The organism is Rosistilla oblonga (assembly GCF_007751715.1).
Classification (GTDB): Bacteria; Planctomycetota; Planctomycetia; order Pirellulales; family Pirellulaceae; genus Rosistilla; species Rosistilla oblonga.
Map to the genome: position 1 here is coordinate 5738589 of NZ_CP036292.1, position 15844 is coordinate 5754432.

Annotated in this window: 11 protein-coding genes; all 11 read left to right on the forward strand. The window is 56.0% G+C overall.

Annotation, left to right across the window (positions count from 1 at the left end):
• Positions 1-121 precede the first annotated feature (121 nt).
• The 11 genes from CA51_RS20310 to CA51_RS20360 all read left to right on the forward strand — a co-directional run bounded on the left by CA51_RS20310 (position 122) and on the right by CA51_RS20360 (position 15808).
• Positions 122-1405: a prepilin peptidase gene (locus CA51_RS20310; protein ID WP_145123013.1), complete on the forward strand. Its 1284-nt coding sequence runs from the start codon at positions 122-124 to the stop codon at positions 1403-1405.
• Between the two features lie 149 nt (positions 1406-1554).
• Positions 1555-2241 (forward strand): cytochrome c3 family protein, encoded by a 687-nt coding sequence (locus CA51_RS20315; protein WP_145123014.1) that lies wholly within the window; start codon positions 1555-1557, stop codon positions 2239-2241.
• A complete protein-coding gene (locus tag CA51_RS20320; protein WP_197451351.1) occupies positions 2238-5585 on the forward strand; it encodes a TAT-variant-translocated molybdopterin oxidoreductase in 3348 nt (1115 codons plus the stop codon). Before CA51_RS20315 ends, CA51_RS20320 begins: the two co-directional genes overlap by 4 nt.
• Before the next feature lie 110 nt (positions 5586-5695).
• Positions 5696-7114, forward strand: coding sequence for an NrfD/PsrC family molybdoenzyme membrane anchor subunit (nrfD, locus tag CA51_RS20325; protein WP_145123016.1), 1419 nt, complete (start codon positions 5696-5698; stop codon positions 7112-7114).
• A 139-nt stretch (positions 7115-7253) separates the two neighbouring features.
• On the forward strand, positions 7254-8951 hold the full coding sequence (locus CA51_RS20330; RefSeq protein WP_145123017.1) for a quinol:electron acceptor oxidoreductase subunit ActD: 1698 nt from the start codon (positions 7254-7256) through the stop codon (positions 8949-8951).
• A 121-nt stretch (positions 8952-9072) separates the two neighbouring features.
• Complete coding sequence (locus tag CA51_RS20335) at positions 9073-10317, forward strand: hypothetical protein (protein WP_145123018.1); 1245 nt, start codon at positions 9073-9075, stop codon at positions 10315-10317.
• A 125-nt stretch (positions 10318-10442) separates the two neighbouring features.
• Positions 10443-10757: a hypothetical protein gene (locus CA51_RS20340; RefSeq protein ID WP_145123019.1), complete on the forward strand. Its 315-nt coding sequence runs from the start codon at positions 10443-10445 to the stop codon at positions 10755-10757.
• Complete coding sequence (locus CA51_RS20345; RefSeq protein ID WP_145123020.1) at positions 10732-11643, forward strand: SCO family protein; 912 nt, start codon at positions 10732-10734, stop codon at positions 11641-11643. The genes CA51_RS20340 and CA51_RS20345 overlap by 26 nt, the downstream gene beginning before the upstream one ends.
• Before the next feature lie 12 nt (positions 11644-11655).
• Positions 11656-12711, forward strand: coding sequence for a cytochrome c oxidase subunit II (locus tag CA51_RS20350; protein ID WP_145123021.1), 1056 nt, complete (start codon positions 11656-11658; stop codon positions 12709-12711).
• Positions 12712-12816: 105 nt separating this feature from the next.
• A complete protein-coding gene (locus tag CA51_RS20355) occupies positions 12817-14529 on the forward strand; it encodes a cytochrome c oxidase subunit I (RefSeq protein WP_145123022.1) in 1713 nt (570 codons plus the stop codon).
• 121 nt (positions 14530-14650) lie between these two features.
• Positions 14651-15808: a cytochrome c oxidase subunit 3 gene (locus CA51_RS20360; protein ID WP_145123023.1), complete on the forward strand. Its 1158-nt coding sequence runs from the start codon at positions 14651-14653 to the stop codon at positions 15806-15808.
• Positions 15809-15844 lie beyond the last annotated feature (36 nt).

Consider the following 15844-nt stretch of genomic DNA (forward strand, 5'->3'; position numbering starts at 1 on the left):
CACTGGCGAACATAGTGTGTGTGCTTGCTTCGTGTTGCGGTTTGTGGAACCATTGTGGCTCGCGCCGCTCGCAGGGAGCGTCGCCTGCGCTCTTGGCCACACACAATCAGAATCATCCCGCGTGACTTATCTCTTGATCGTTCTGGTCGGTGTCGTATTGGGAGCGTTCATTAACTGGGCGATCTATTCTTGGGCCTGGTTTCCGCGAGCGATCAGCCCGTGGGGCAAAGCCGACGACCGGGCGCTGCCGCGAACCTGGACCGATCGGATCCCAGTCTTCGGCTGGTTCGGTCTGCGCCGCGAGACCGAGATCCACGGCCGAATCTTCTGGTTGCGGCCGATGCTGATCGAACTCCTCTTCGGACCGATGCTGGCGGGCCTATTTTGGTGGGAAGTTATCGAACTAGGGTTATTGCCATCGGGAGCCGCTGCGGGGATGCCGCCGGGAATGTTGGTGGTCACACAGCAGTGGATGCTGATCATGTATCTCGGCCACGCGCTGTTGATGACGCTGCTGATGATCGCGACCTTCATCGACTTCGACGAACAAACGATCCCCGACGCGGTCACGGTTACCGGCACGCTGCTGGCTCTGACGCTGCACGTGATCGCGGCGATGATGATGCCGCAGATCGGATCGCCACTCTGCTTACCCTGGGCAACCGAGGGCGGCTTGGCGGCGGTGATGTTCACAGCGCCAGCCCCCATCGAAACGAAATGGTTGACCCCAATGGGGCTGATCGTGGGTGAAGCGATCTTCGCGGCGTGGTGCTTCGCGCTTGCCAACCGCCGCTGGATCATGCGGAAAGGCTTCGTCAAAGCGATTCAATTTTTCGCCGCCGGGCTGGTGAAATACGAAACGATGCTGCTGGGTCGGTTCCGCACCAAGGTCTGGAAACTGCTGGTCGCGATCTGGTTGACAGGAAGCGTCGCGATCGCGGCTGTTTATTTTGGGCTAGGCGGCTCGGCTTGGCTGGCTCTGCTGAGCGCTCTGGTCGGCGTGGGACTTGGCGGTGGGCAGATCTGGGCGGTTCGCGTGTTTGCAAAACTTGGGCTAGGCAAGGAAGCGATGGGGTTTGGCGACGTTACGTTAATGGCGATGGTAGGAGGTTTTCTTGGTTGGCAAGCTGCGCTGTTTGTCTTTTTCCTGGCTCCCTTCACCGCGATCGCGATCGTCTTGGCCAGTTGGTTATTGACCGGCAATCGGATGCTTCCCTTTGGGCCCTACCTGGCCGCTGGGGCTGTATTAACCGTGGTTTTCTGGGACGCGATCTGGAATCAATGGGGTTCGGGCGTCTTTATTTTGGGGCCGCTAATCGGTGCGGTTCTGCTGCTTGCGTTGGTTGCGATGTGCGCGTTGCTGTTCCTATTTCGGGTCGTGGAGCAGAAGATCTTCGCACAGTAGTGCGGTCAAATGTCGCGAACCTCAGGTAGCCCTTGTAGAAGTGGGTGGTAAACAGCGATACTGCCCTCCACGTGGGCGCACGAAAGCGTTCAGTACCTAATCAAATTGTCTCTAACAGAGCCTTTAGCACTGGTTCTTTGAACAAAATTATGGATCGTTTTCTATTTCCCCGCTGGGTGAATCGGTTCCTGATGCTAATGGGCGCGTTGGTCGCAGGCGGTGGTGCCTACGCTGGCGTGGTGTTCATTGGCGCTACCGATCCCGGAACGTTGAATACCGGATACCAACCCGATCAACCCATTCCATTTAGCCATGCGATACACGCAGGGCAATTGCGAATGGATTGCCGGTACTGTCACAACACGGTCTTCGATGCGGCTCTCGCAGCGGTACCGCCGACAGCGACTTGCATCAACTGCCACAGCCCAGCCGACGAAGCGGGACAGACGGCGTTGTCGGCAGTTCACGCCGACAGCCCCAAGCTGAAACCGTTGCACCAGAGTTGGGAGACGGGCAAAAGCGTCGGCTGGAAACGCGTCCACAACCTGCCCGACTTCGTGTATTTCAATCACGCTGCCCACGTGAACTCCGGCGTCAGTTGCGTTCGATGCCACGGCCGCGTCGACAAAATGGATGTTGTCTATCAGGCAAAAGAACTTTCGATGGCATGGTGCTTGGACTGCCATCGCGGTGTCGATCCGGCGGACATCCGTCCCGTCGAATTCGTCACCAAGTTGGATTGGAAATCGGATGAGGATCCGATCGCCTTGGGCGAAAAGCTGATTAAAGAAAAGAACATTCACCCTCAGACCAATTGCGCTGTATGTCATCGATGAGCGAGACAACCGAACCAAAACCTCGTAGTCGCTATTGGCGTAGCTTGAACGAAATCAAGCAGACGCCCGATTTCGAGCAGTTTATGCACCGCGAGTTCCCCGTGGGCGCTTCCGAGTTTCCCGAGGGTGTTTCGCGCCGTCGCTGGATGAAGCTGATGGGTGCGTCGATCGCCCTGGGCACGCTCAGCGCAAGCGGATGCCGTTACGCCGAAGAAACGATCGCACCTTTTGTGATCCGTCCCGATGGACGCGTTCCCGGCGAACCGCACTTCACGGCAACGAACATCGAATGGGCTGGCCGCGTCTACAACCTGTTGATCACCGGCGTCGATGGACGTCCGATCAAGGTGGAAGCCAACGCGCAGCACCCATCGCCAGGTGTTGGTACCGACCCGTTCATCCAAGCGTCGATCCTACAGTTGTACGATCCCGACCGCATGGACGGCGTGATCTCGCGAGCCAAGGGGATGCGAAATCCTGGCACCGACGACTGGGACACGTTCACCGCGGCTGTCGATAACGCGATCGGCGTCAAGGGTTTTGGCGCCGTCCGCGACGGACTGGCTCGCAACGACGGCAAGGGCTTTGGCATCCTGATGCCGCCGACGCAGTCCCCTTCGGTCGTCCGTTTGCTGACCGAATTGCAAGCCAAGTTCCCGGCGATCACGATCGGTCGCTACGACGCAGTGCGCGGCGACGCGATGTCGCAAGCGACCGAAAAAGCAATCGGCCGCGTCGGCAAACCGATCCTCGACCTCGCCGCTGCGAAAGTCATCTGCAGCATCGATGCCGACATCCTCGGAACCGATCACGGCTTCATCGCCAACGCCGCCGGATTTGCCGATGGCCGATCGCCCGAAGTTGGCAAGATGAACCGCTTGTATTCGATTGAATCGAGCTTCTCCAACACCGGCATGGCAGCCGACACGCGTTATTCGCTGCAACCTTCGCAGATGCCCGCCTTCATCGCCGCTCTGGAAAAACAGATCGACGTGGCACTTGGTGGTGAGGCAAGCGAACAGGTCGCCGAATCGGAAGTCGGTTTCGACAAACTGCCGCCAGCTGAAAAGCTGACGCGTTTGATCCAAGTCATGGCCAGCGATCTGGTCGCCAGCAAGGGCAAGGCTTTGGTCGTCGTCGGCGATCACCTGGGTCCTGAAGCCCTGGCCGCCAGCATCCGCGTGAACAATAAACTCGGAAGCCTCGGCAAGACGATCCGCTTTGCCGAACCGATCGACAGCAAACTGAAGACCGTTGGCCTGGCTGACTTTGTCGCCAAGCTGAACTCGGGCGATATCGCATCGGTCGTCGTTTTGGGCGGCAACCCCGTCTTCACCTCCACCGGCGACATCGACGTTGCCGCGGCACTTGCCAAGGCGTCGGCGAGCGTTTACGTCGGTGAATACGACGACGAAACCGCTGTCGCTTGCCAATGGGTGCTGCCACAAGCTCATCCGTTCGAAAGCTGGGGCGATTGCCAAACCGACGACGGTTTCTACGGCGTCACTCAGCCGCAGATCCTGCCGCTGTTGAACGGCAAGACGATCGTGGAATACCTGGCTTGGTTCCTCGGCGAAGACAATCCCGATGCCGAAGCAATCGTTCGCAAGACGGCTGATGCCGCTGCAGGTGAATCGCTCAGCAACCGCCAATGGCGTCAATTGCTGCACGATGGTTTCGAAGCATCGATCAAAGCGGAGTTGCCAGCGGCATCTTATAGCGGCGGTGACGAACCGTTGACCGACGCTGCCGTTGTGCCGACCAGCGAATACGAAGCCGAAGGTGTCGACGTGGTGATCTCGGTCGCCGATGGCATCTACGATGGCCGCTTCGCCAACAACGCTTGGCTGCAAGAGATGCCTCAATCGGTGACCAAGTTGACTTGGGATAACGCCGCGTTGATGTCGCCTGCAACCGCCAAGAAAATCGGCGTCAGCCAAAACAAAATGGTCGCGTTGGGCGAAGGGGACTCGGCGATCGAGTTGCCTGTTTACGAACTGCCTGGTGCAGCAGCCGGTGTCGTAACCGTTGCGATGGGCTACGGCCGTCGTCGCGCCGGTGCCGTCGGTGGCAACGATGACCTCGGTACCGATCCGGTTGGATTCGACATCGCGGCTCTGCGAACTAGCAGCAGCCCGTTGATGGCCGCAGGCGTCACCGCCCGTCCACGATCGACGACCTACGAACTGTCGACCACTCAAGATCACTTTGCGATCGACGAACTCGGCTTCAACGAAACCGTTGACCGCAGCCACCGCCTGGTCCGCGAAGGCACGATCGAAAAGCTCGAAAAAGATCCCGAGTTCGTCAAACACATGGGTGTTCACAGCCCGGCGCTTAAGTCGCTGTGGACCGAACCGTTGGAGATGATCGAAAACGACGGGATCCAACGTCCGCAGTGGGGCATGTCGATCGACCTGAATCGCTGCGTCGGTTGCAACGCCTGCGTTGTCGCTTGCCAATCGGAAAACAACATTCCGATCGTCGGCAAGGAACAGGTCGCAATGGGCCGCGAAATGCATTGGATTCGCGTCGACCGCTACTTCAGTGGCGATCCCGAAAACGTCGACGAATCGCCGCAGATCGTTCAACAACCTGTCACGTGCCAGCACTGCGAAACCGCACCGTGCGAACAGGTTTGCCCCGTTGCCGCGACCGTACATACCGAAGAAGGCATCAATGCGATGGCTTACAACCGGTGTATCGGAACGCGTTACTGTGCGAACAACTGTCCCTACAAGGTACGCCGCTTCAATTACTTCAACTTCAACGAAGACGTCGGCACCGGCTACGGCATCGATGCGTTCCCCGACAAGATCGAGAACGCCAATCGCAAGCTGCAGCAACTGGTCCTCAACCCCGACGTCAGCGTTCGCGGTCGTGGTGTGATGGAGAAGTGCACCTACTGCATCCAACGCGTCGAACGCGGCAAGATCGAAGCTCGCAAAGAAGGCGGACGCCCGATCCAAGACGGCGACGTGGTCACCGCGTGCCAACAAGCTTGCCCAAGCAAGGCGATCGAATTTGGTAACTTGGCCGACCAAGAATCGGCGGTCTCGCTGGCTCATAAGGACAACCGAGCCTACTACATGCTGGACCAGTTGAACGTCAAGCCGCGGACCGCCTATCTGGCTCGCATCCGCAACACGCATCACCTGCTGATGACCCAGGACCAACTGGATCACTTGGCGGCTGAATCGCATGGCCATGGCGATCACGACGCCCACGGCCATGACGATGCGGGACACGGCGAAGAAGCTGGTCACGGCCACGGCCACGAAGAGAAGGCCGAAGCAAAGAAGTCGGCGATGCTACCCGTACTGGGCGATGTCGCTCGCGTTTAGAGTTTTGTGAGTTAAAGAAATAATGTCCCCAGGTCACGGCCTGGGAATTACCCAAACTGAATCGCGCCCCGGCATCCGCTTGGGCCCACGACACAGCAGTAGACAAAACAATGGCGATTGCCGTTCCCAACAAACTCGACAATACCTTGGAACAACCCGACCAACGCGCTCCGTTGGTGCTGGGGGATTCGACGACGTATCACACGATTACCGAATCGGTATCGACGATCGCCGAGCGGATGCCAAGTAAAGCCTGGATCGTGGCGTTCTTGATCTCCTCGCACGTCGCAGCATTTTTTGGGCTGTTGATCGCCTACCTGCTGTACACCGGTGTGGGTGTTTGGGGTAACCGCTCTCCAGTTTTCTGGGGCTGGCCGATTGTGAACTTCGTGTTCTGGGTCGGTATCGGTCACGCCGGTACTTTGATCAGCGCGATTCTGTTCCTATTCCGGCAGGATTGGCGAACGAGTATCAACCGCGCGGCCGAGGCGATGACGATCTTCGCCGTCGTTTGTGCTGGTACCTTCCCGGGTATCCACGTTGGTCGTGCCTGGTTGGCCTACTGGTTGTTCCCGTACCCGAGTTTGAACCTCTGGATGTGGCCACAATTCCGCAGCCCGCTGTTGTGGGACGTTTTTGCGGTCAGTACCTACGCGACGGTTTCGCTGTTGTTCTGGTACATGGGCATGGTTCCCGATCTAGCGACCTTCCGCGATCGATCGAAAAACAAATTCCGTCGCTTTGTCTACGGCGTCCTGTCGCTGGGATGGAGCGGTTCGGCTCGCCACTGGCACCGTTATGAAAAGGCGTACGCGTTGCTGGCCGCACTGGCTGCTCCGCTGGTCCTTTCGGTACACACGATCGTTTCGTTTGACTTTGCGGTCAGCCAAGTTCCTGGCTGGCACACGACGATCTTCCCACCGTACTTTGTTGCCGGTGCTGTCTTCAGCGGATTTGCGATGGTGGTCACGCTGCTGGTCCCCTGCCGCAGCATGTTCAAGTTGGAAAACTTGATCACGATCCGCCACCTTGAAAACATGAACAAGATCATTCTGGCGACAGGATCGATCGTTGGTTTGGCCTACGGTACCGAGTTCTTCATCGCTTGGTATGGTCAGGTTCCGGCCGAGAAGTTCGCCTTTATCAACCGTGCCTTTGGACCGTACTGGTGGGCTTATTGGATCATGGTTACGTGTAACGTGATCAGCCCCCAACTGTTCTGGTTCCGGTTCTTCCGAACCAACCTCGTCGCGATGGTGATCGTTTGCATCTTCGTCAACATCGGGATGTGGTTCGAACGTTTTGTGATCGTGGTCAGTTCGCTGTCACGAGATTATCTGCCTAGTGCCTGGGGATATTTCTCGCCGACGTGGGTCGACATCGGAATGCTGATCGGCAGCTTCGGGCTGTTCTTCACTCTGTTCCTGTTGTTCTGCCGGTTCCTGCCAATCATCGCGATGAGCGAAGTCAAAGCAGTCCTGGCTCACCAGTTGCACGTCAAACATGCACACCACGACGACAAGCACTAAGAAAACACCGGCCTAGGTGTCACCGACACTTTGGCTTTGAATAAGAACAACGGGTTAAACCCCGTACATAATTTTGGCCGTGGCAATCAACCGCCACACATATTTATCGCACCTCAACAGAACGGACGGTTTGCCGACGATGGCTGACTCCTCTGGCAATCAATCGAAATCCCGTGGTGTAGTTGCCGAATACGACACCCCCGATGCGCTGATCGCTGCGGCGAATCGCGTTCGCGAAGCGGGCTACACCAAGACCGATGCGTTCAGCCCCTTCCCGGTGCATGGCATCGACGAAGCGATCGGCATCAAGCCCACGATCCTGCCATGGATCGTGTTGGCCGCTGGCACCACCGGATGTTTGACCGGGTTGTCGATGGAAACCTGGATGAACGCGATCGATTATCCGTACATCATCTCGGGTAAGCCGTACATCAGTCTCCCCGCGTTCATTCCCGTCGCATTCGAGTTGACGATTCTGTTCTCCGCGTTCGCCGCCTTCTTCGGACAATGGGCCCTCAACGGCTTGCCGAAGTTCAGCAACGCGATGTTCACCAGCCCACGCTTCGACGCGGCGACCGATGACAAGTTTTTCTTGTACATCGATTCGGCCGACGCTCGCTTTGACGACGCTGGTGCTCGAGCCCTGCTTGACGATACCAAACCAAATGTTGTCGAAGACGTCTACGATGATAAATCGTCGCCCAATGTGCCACGGTTCATCTATCTCGCCGTCTTGGTCTTGGCTGTCTTGAGCATCTTCCCATTGCTGGTGATCGCCGACATGCGAGTCACGAAGAGCTCGAAGCCACGTTTCCATATTTTCTGGGACATGGACTTCATGCCTTCGAAGAAGCCGCAACAGAAAACGATCCTGTTTGCCGACGGCCGGACGATGCGTCCCAACGTTCCCGGTACCGTGTCGCGCGGCAACGGCGAATTCGACATCGACGACCAAACCGGCATCCAATTGGAAGCGATGGCCGGCGGTGGCCCTGACGGTTCGACGCAGCTTGTCGCTTTTGCCCAACAAGCCGACGGCGACGCCGCAGCCCAGACTCCTTGGGTGAAAGAGAATCCGCTGACGATCGACCGCGCTACGCTCGACCGTGGCCGTGAACGCTTTGATATTTATTGTGCAGTCTGCCACGGCCGCGATGGCTTCGGTGACGGCCTGGTCAATCAACGCGCAAAGAAGATCCTGGCCACCACCTGGACACAACCGACGTCGCTGCACGACGAACGACTCGCCGCCGACAAAATGCCCGATGGTCAGATCTTCAACACGATCAGCAACGGCATTCGCAAGATGCCAGGTTACGCGGGCCAGATCGCCGTCGAAGACCGCTGGGCCATCATCGCCTACCTGCGGGTTCTGCAAGCCAGCCGCGATGCGACGATCAACGAAATCCCGGCCAACAAGCGAGCTAAATTGGCTCGTGAAGCGGAACAGTTGAAAAAGCAAATCGAATCCGCCGAAGCTGAACGCGAGAAGCAGGCACAAGCGAAGAAATCGGCTGAGCCTGCAACAGAAGAAGCTGCATCCGAAGAGGCACCTGCCGCTGAAGCAAAGCCAGCGACTGAAGAAGCCAAGCCAGCTGCTGAGAAAAAGCCAGCTGCTGAGAAAAAGCCAGCTGCTGAAGAAAAACCAGCGACTGAAGAAGCTAAGCCAGCAGCGGAAGAGAAACCAGCCGCAGAAGAAGCCAAGCCAGCGGCTGAAGAGAAGCCAGCAGCTGAGGACGCACCAGCGGCGAAGGAAGAGCCAGCAGCGGAAGCGAAGCCGGAGGCTGCTGACGAACCTGCGGCCGATCAGGCGGCACCTGCTGACGACAAGAAGTAGAGAGTTCCCCAGGGGACGAACCAGACGCTGCAATCGGGCTGCTGATTGCGGCAAGCGAAACGATCTGCAATCCATCACTTAAGACGACGCCGAAAGTAACTCGGCCTTACCCAAAACAACGATGACAAAAGAACCAAACGATCGCACGTTGCAATTGCCCGAATCGCTCAGCGGCATCCAACTGCCTTTGCTGGCAGGTGGCGGAATCGCGGTGCTGGTTGGCGTGATCGCCGGCTTGATGTCACCCAATGGTGTCTCGCATTCGCTGCACGCGTATCTGACGGCGTTCACGTTTTGCCTGACGATCAGCCTAGGGGCAATGTTTTTCGTCATCATCCAACACTTAAGCCGCGCCGGATGGAGCGCTTCGGTGCGACGGGTCGCGGAGATCATCATGGCGGTCATTCCATTGATGGCGATTCTGTTCCTACCGATCGTGGTCTATGTATTGTTTTTCGATCATGGCGCGCTCTACCCTTGGAACGCCGAGGGATGGGGTGAACTGACGCCTGCCAACCACGAAAAGGCGAAGATCCTTAACCCGGTCGCCTACCTGATCACATCCGTTGTTGTCTTGGCAGTTTGGACGGTCATCGTTCGTTACTTCTGGACCAACAGCTGCAAGCAGGACGAAACCGGTGACATCGCCCTCACCGCCAAGATGCAACGCTGGAGCGGACCGGCAACGTTTGGGTTTGCGTTAAGCGTATCGGCTGCGGCGTTCGTCTGGATCATGTCATTGGATCCGCTGTGGTTCAGCACCATGTTTGGTGTCTACCTGTTCGCCGGATCGATGGTTTCGTTCTTCGCACTGATGTGCAGTTCGATCTACTTTTTGCAACAACGCGGCGTGCTGGTCGACGAGATCAACGAAGAACACTTCCACGACCTTGGAAAGTACACGTTTGGTTTTATCGTGTTTTGGGCTTACATTGCATTTAGCCAATACATGTTGATCTGGTACGCAAACATTCCAGAAGAAACGATCTGGTTCTTGCACCGACAGGGCGATGGCCTCGAAGGATGGTCGCTCGTTTCGCTGTCGCTTGTCCTAATGCACTGGTTGATCCCATTCTTCGCTGTCATGTCGCGACACATGCGTCGCTGGCCGAAGTGGATGGCATGCTGGGGTGTTTACATCTTGGCGATGCATTACGTCGACATGTACTGGGTGATCATGCCCGAAGCAGGCCACGAGAACCACCTAGTCTTTGGTGGTGCGATGGGACTGATTAGTTCGCTGTTGTGCGTGGCGGGCATGTTTGCCTTGTTCATCGGAGTCATGTTGCGAATCGGATCGGGGATTCCATTGGTTGCCGCCAAGGACCCACGTTTGCCACAAGCTCTGCAGTTTGAGAACATTTAATTAGTGACCCCCTTTACCGGGCTGGCCCTCGAGATGACGGCCCGCCCGTGGAGGACAGGTCGAGGCGAGACGACAATCGCCCCGCACTGAACACATAACCTTTTATTGAATAAGCGGCACTGGCTATGGCTCATTACGACGACTTGGACAACAAGCAGATCTACGCTTACAGCGCGATTTTTGTCGTTGGCACCGTGATCACGATCTTCTTCGTGTCGATCATCTTCCATTGGATGGATAACGGTGAGCAGACGCGAAAGATGCTCGAAACCGAATACAACCAGTTCAATCAGATCCTGGCTGAACAAACCGAAAGCTTGAACGAATTTGTGGTTGTCGATCCTGTTACCGGACGGTTCGGTATCCCGATCGAAAACGCCATCGATTCGGCGCTCAAGCAAGAGAAGAAATCCGATGAAGGAACCCGTGACGAAGCCTAAAAGACTGCCGTTGGCAATCTACTGTCTCGCCGCGATCTGTTGTTTATTCACAGATCAGCCTGCGGTTGGACAATTGATTAAGGACCTTCCAGCAAGCGTCCAAGAGGTCGGTGTCGAGCAAAGACTTGGCGAGACGCTGCCGCTGAACACCGTGTTCTTCGACGAACGCGGACAAAAGGTTCGCTTGAACCAGTTTTTTGACGGCCAACGACCCGTGTTGGTGACGCTCAATTACAGCGACTGCCCGATGTTGTGCAGCTTGCAATTGAACAAACTTGTCACCGCCTTGGACGAACTGGATTTGGAAGTCGGCAAAGACTTTCAGATCGTCACGATCAGCATCGATCCCAAAGAGACGCCTTTTAAGGCGCGAGAAACAAAGTCGAAGTACGTAAACATATTGCCTCGTGAAGGAGTTGCTGACGGCTGGCACTTCTTAACTGGCAACCAAGATTCCATTACAAAAGTTGCCGACGCGATCGGGTTTCGATACAAGTTCATCCCCGAGACCGGGCAATACAGCCACGCTGCAATGCTTGCCTTCTGCACTCCCGAAGGCATGATCAGCAGCTACCTATTACTGATCGATTACCCGGCGGACCAGGTCAAACTGGGCCTGCTGGCTGCTGGAGGCGGAAACATCGGCTCGTTGGTCGATAACTTCGTTTTGTATTGTTCTGTCTACAATCCTTTGGAAGGCAGCTATACCGCCAGCGCCTGGAAGATCATGCGGTTGAGCGCAGCGGCCACGGTCCTGCTGCTGTTGATCGGATTAGTTCCCTATTGGCTCGGACGACGCAAGACGTCGGCAGACCTCAGCAATCACGAATTACCTAACCAATCGCGAATGAACGTCCAGCAGAACGCTGCACACCATTCTCAATAGAGTTTCAAACTGATGCAAACATTAAAGAACCTCTCGTTCGTCCTCGCCGACGTCTCCGACGGTTTTTGGTTCCCCAAAACCGCGTCGAACTTCGCCACGGAAGTCGACTTCATGTACAAGGCGATCCTGTGGATCAGCGTCGCGTTTTTCGTGCCGATGATGATCTACATGGGTTGGGCGGCGTTCAAGTTCCAAAAGCCCAAGGGTGAAAAAGCCGAAGGCAAAGCAACGCACAACACCGCGCTGGAATTGGCTTGGTCGGTCGGCCCCTGCTTCCTGCTGATCTGGATGTTCTATCGCGGTAGCGTCGGATATCTGGACATGCGGCAACCGCCAAGCGATGCCCGTGAAGTCCAAGTCACCGCGCAAAAATGGTCGTGGTTGTTCGATTACGGCAGCGGGATCATGAATCCCGAACTGCACGTCGTCAAAGACCAACCGACCAAATTGATCATGCGATCCAAGGATGTTTTGCACGCGATGTACATCCCTGCGTTTCGCGTCAAACGCGACATCGTTCCAGGCCGGTACAACACGCTTTGGTTCACGCCAACGATCGGCACGGAATCGTTGACCGACGATGAGATGCAGTGGAAGAGCGATGATCCAGAAGAAGCTGGGAACATCTTGAACCAAGGCAAATACTTCGACTTCTACTGTGCGGAGTATTGCGGCAAAGATCACTCGATGATGCAGGGCAAGATTGTCGTCCACGAGACCCAAGACGAATACGACGCTTGGTTGGAATCGGCAAACCGCCGTCCCGACGATCAGACCCCCGAACAATACGGCGAGTTCCTTTATGCGACCCGCGGCTGCAAAGGTTGCCATTCGGCCGACGGGACCGCCGGTCAATGCCCAACGTTCTTGAACAGCTTCGGCGCCGAACACGAGATGGTTGACGGCAGCAAGGTTTCGGTCGACGAAAACTACATTCGCGAATCGATCCTGAACCCGAAGGCCAAGGTGGTTAAAGGTTATCCGCCGGTAATGCCGTCGTTCCAAGGCCAGCTGAACGACGACCAGATCGACTCCTTGGTCGCTTATATCAAGTCACTGAAAAAGTAAGTTGGAGAAACGACCAGCAGACGCCATCAAGCAATGCGTCGTGCGGGTTTCTTCGGTTCCGATTAACAATCACATACACCACGTTTGAAAAATGAGGACATGAGCATGTCAAGCGCAGCTACTGCAGACCATGCGTCCGACGACAATTATCTGACCAATACCAAAGGCATCATGTCTTGGATCGTCACACTCGACCACAAACGCATCGGGTTGATGTATTTGATTGGTGTGATGGTCAGCTTTGCCCTCGGGGGAACGCTGGCGTTGGTCCTGCGTGCTCACCTGTACAATCCGCAGGGCAGCTTCCTGTCTAACGACGCCTACAACCAGGTGTTCACGTTGCACGGTGCGGTGATGATCTTCCTGTTCATCATCCCAAGTATTCCGGCGGCGTTGGGGAACTTCCTGGTCCCTGTCATGCTGGGTGCAAAAGACGTTGCCTTCCCGCGATTGAACCTCAGTAGTTTCTACCTGTGGGCCGCGGGTGCGTTGTTCTTCCTGTTTGCACTTTGCACCACGGGCCTCGACACCGGGTGGACTTTCTACACACCTTACAGCACCACGACATCGACCTCGGTGATCGCGGCCACGATGGGTGCGTTTATCCTCGGGTTCAGTTCGATCTTCACAGGTTTGAACTTCATCGTCACCGTTAACACGATGCGTCCGCCGGGAATGACTTGGTTCAAGATGCCGTTGTTCTTGTGGGCTATCTACTCGACAGCTGTCATCCAAGTCCTGGCCACCCCCGTTCTTGGAATCACGCTGTTGCTGTTGATCTGCGAACGCTTGATGCACATCGGTATTTTTGATCCGGCGTTTAACGGCGATCCCGTCGCGTTCCAGCACTTCTTCTGGTTCTACAGCCATCCCGCTGTATACATCATGATTCTGCCCGCCTTTGGCGTGATCAGCGAATTGATGAGCGTTCACTGCCACAAGAGCATCTTCGGTTACCGCTTTATCGCGTTGAGTTCGATCGCGATCGCACTGTTGAGCTTCTTGGTCTGGGGACACCACATGTTCACCAGCGGCATGTCCGAGATCACCACGATTATCTTTAGTGCGTTGACGTTTACCGTTTCGGTACCGTCGGCGATTAAGGTCTTCAACTGGTTGGCCACGATGTACAAGGGCTCGATCAGCCTGACGACTCCGATGTGTTACGCATTGGCCTTCATGTTCTTGTTCACTATCGGCGGTCTGACCGGACTGTTCTTGGGAACCCTGACCACCGACCTGCACCTACACGACACCTACTTTGTTGTCTCCCACTTTCACTATGTGATGATGGGCGGAACCTTGGTCGCGTTCTTGGGCGGACTGTTCCACTGGTGGCCGAAGATGACCGGCAAGATGTTCAACGAGACCTGGGGTCGTATCTCCGCAGCGATCGTATTCATCGGATTCAACCTGACCTTCCTGCCTCAGTTTGTACTGGGCAGCCGCGGCATGCCTCGCCGTTACGCCACGTACGATCCCGAGTTCACCGGTTTGCACCGCATGTCGACCGTGGGTGCGTTCACCTTGGGACTTGGCCTGTTGGTCGCTTTGATCGTGCTTCTGCACTCGCTGTATCGCGGCAAGAAGGCACCACGCAATCCTTGGGGTGGTGCAACCTTGGAATGGCGATGTTCGAGCCCTCCACCTTATTACAACTTCGAACGTCCACCGGTCGTTGGAAACCCATATTACTTCGGCGACATTGAATATGACGCGAAGTCCGATGACTATGTGTTTACCGAACCAGAGCGTGAAGTGGTTCCGCAGACTCCCGATCCTGCTCCACAGCATGCCGAGTCGAAGAAAGACGCTTAACGAAGCGATCGTTTTGAATTGAAGATCAGCGAGTCGAGCTTGGAACCATATTCGACAGCCCCCTCCAGCTCGACTCACCAAATCAGTTTCCACCTAACACTAGAAAAAGAACGGCCAGCCAATGGCAACCGCTGAAATCGATCAACACGGCCACGCTCATGACGAGCATGAACACCCGTCGTTCCTGGCGCACCACTTCGAAACTCCCGAACAACAATACGATTCGGGCAAGCTTGGAATGTGGTTGTTCCTGGTCACTGAAATTCTATTTTTCAGTGGACTGTTCTGCGCCTACGCGATCTATCGCTCGCTGCGTCCAGAGGTCTACACCTACTGCAGCCAGTTCCTCAACACGGAACTGGGAGCGATCAACACCGGGGTGCTGCTGTTCAGCAGTTTGACCATGGCGTGGGCCGTCCGCGCAGCTCAACTGGAACAACACAAAACGACAGTCGGTATGCTGGCCGCAACGATCAGCTGTGCGATGATCTTTTTGGGTGTCAAAGCTGTCGAGTACTCGCATAAGTTTGATCTCGGCCTGCTGCCTGCCGGCTTCTATCACTACGATCCCGCGGCTCCACACCATGAAGGCCTATCGCATTATCTGGTCGCCTTATGTGTCGTACCAGCAATCGTGTTGGCTGGTATGATCTGCCTGTTGGCATACTCCAAGATCGTTGGCAACGTCTTCCTAACCAAATGTGCGATGCCACTGGTTGTTGCAGCTGCATGTTTCTTCGTTGGTGTTGGTCTGGGTACGGTCCTCGAGAACCGCGCTGCCGCCAAAGCCGCTGTAGCTCACGCTGCGGATTCCCATTCGGATGCGACGCATGAGGAAACTTCGCTAGAAGCCGACGTCGCCGCTGCCAAAGAGATCACGACAACTGCCGAGTCTTCGGTGCTTGGAATGCTGGCCACCGACGCAACGAACACCGGCGTCCGAGCGGAACTGGAAGCTCTGCAAGCTCAAGACTTGATGGCAACCGGTGAGTTCATCGAAGACTTCAGCGGTGAGGATCCGTTCTACGATCGCCCCGAATTGGATGTGAATTCGAACTCGTTGGCCGGTGTGTTTTTCAGCATCTACTACTGCATGACCGGCTTGCACGCGATTCACATTATCATCGGTATCGGCGTCTTGGTCTGGTTGTTGGTCCGTGCGGTTCGACAAGACTTCTGCAGTCAGTACTTTGGCCCAGTCGATTACGTTGGCCTGTATTGGCACATCGTCGACCTTATCTGGATCTACCTGTTCCCGCTGCTGTATCTGATCGGCTAAGCGACGAACCGAAATCCGACACATCCCATCACTTGA

What these genes read in the sequence shown, in the direction of transcription:
- CA51_RS20315 (WP_145123014.1), top strand. Translation starts at nt 1,555, where the DNA reads ATGGATCGTTTTCTATTTCCCCGCTGGGTGAATCGGTTCCTGATGCTA.
- CA51_RS20320 (WP_197451351.1), top strand. Translation starts at nt 2,238, where the DNA reads ATGAGCGAGACAACCGAACCAAAACCTCGTAGTCGCTATTGGCGTAGC.
- nrfD (WP_145123016.1), top strand. Translation starts at nt 5,696, where the DNA reads ATGGCGATTGCCGTTCCCAACAAACTCGACAATACCTTGGAACAACCC.
- CA51_RS20330 (WP_145123017.1), top strand. Translation starts at nt 7,254, where the DNA reads ATGGCTGACTCCTCTGGCAATCAATCGAAATCCCGTGGTGTAGTTGCC.
- CA51_RS20335 (WP_145123018.1), top strand. Translation starts at nt 9,073, where the DNA reads ATGACAAAAGAACCAAACGATCGCACGTTGCAATTGCCCGAATCGCTC.
- CA51_RS20340 (WP_145123019.1), top strand. Translation starts at nt 10,443, where the DNA reads ATGGCTCATTACGACGACTTGGACAACAAGCAGATCTACGCTTACAGC.
- CA51_RS20345 (WP_145123020.1), top strand. Translation starts at nt 10,732, where the DNA reads ATGAAGGAACCCGTGACGAAGCCTAAAAGACTGCCGTTGGCAATCTAC.
- CA51_RS20350 (WP_145123021.1), top strand. Translation starts at nt 11,656, where the DNA reads ATGCAAACATTAAAGAACCTCTCGTTCGTCCTCGCCGACGTCTCCGAC.
- CA51_RS20355 (WP_145123022.1), top strand. Translation starts at nt 12,817, where the DNA reads ATGTCAAGCGCAGCTACTGCAGACCATGCGTCCGACGACAATTATCTG.
- CA51_RS20360 (WP_145123023.1), top strand. Translation starts at nt 14,651, where the DNA reads ATGGCAACCGCTGAAATCGATCAACACGGCCACGCTCATGACGAGCAT.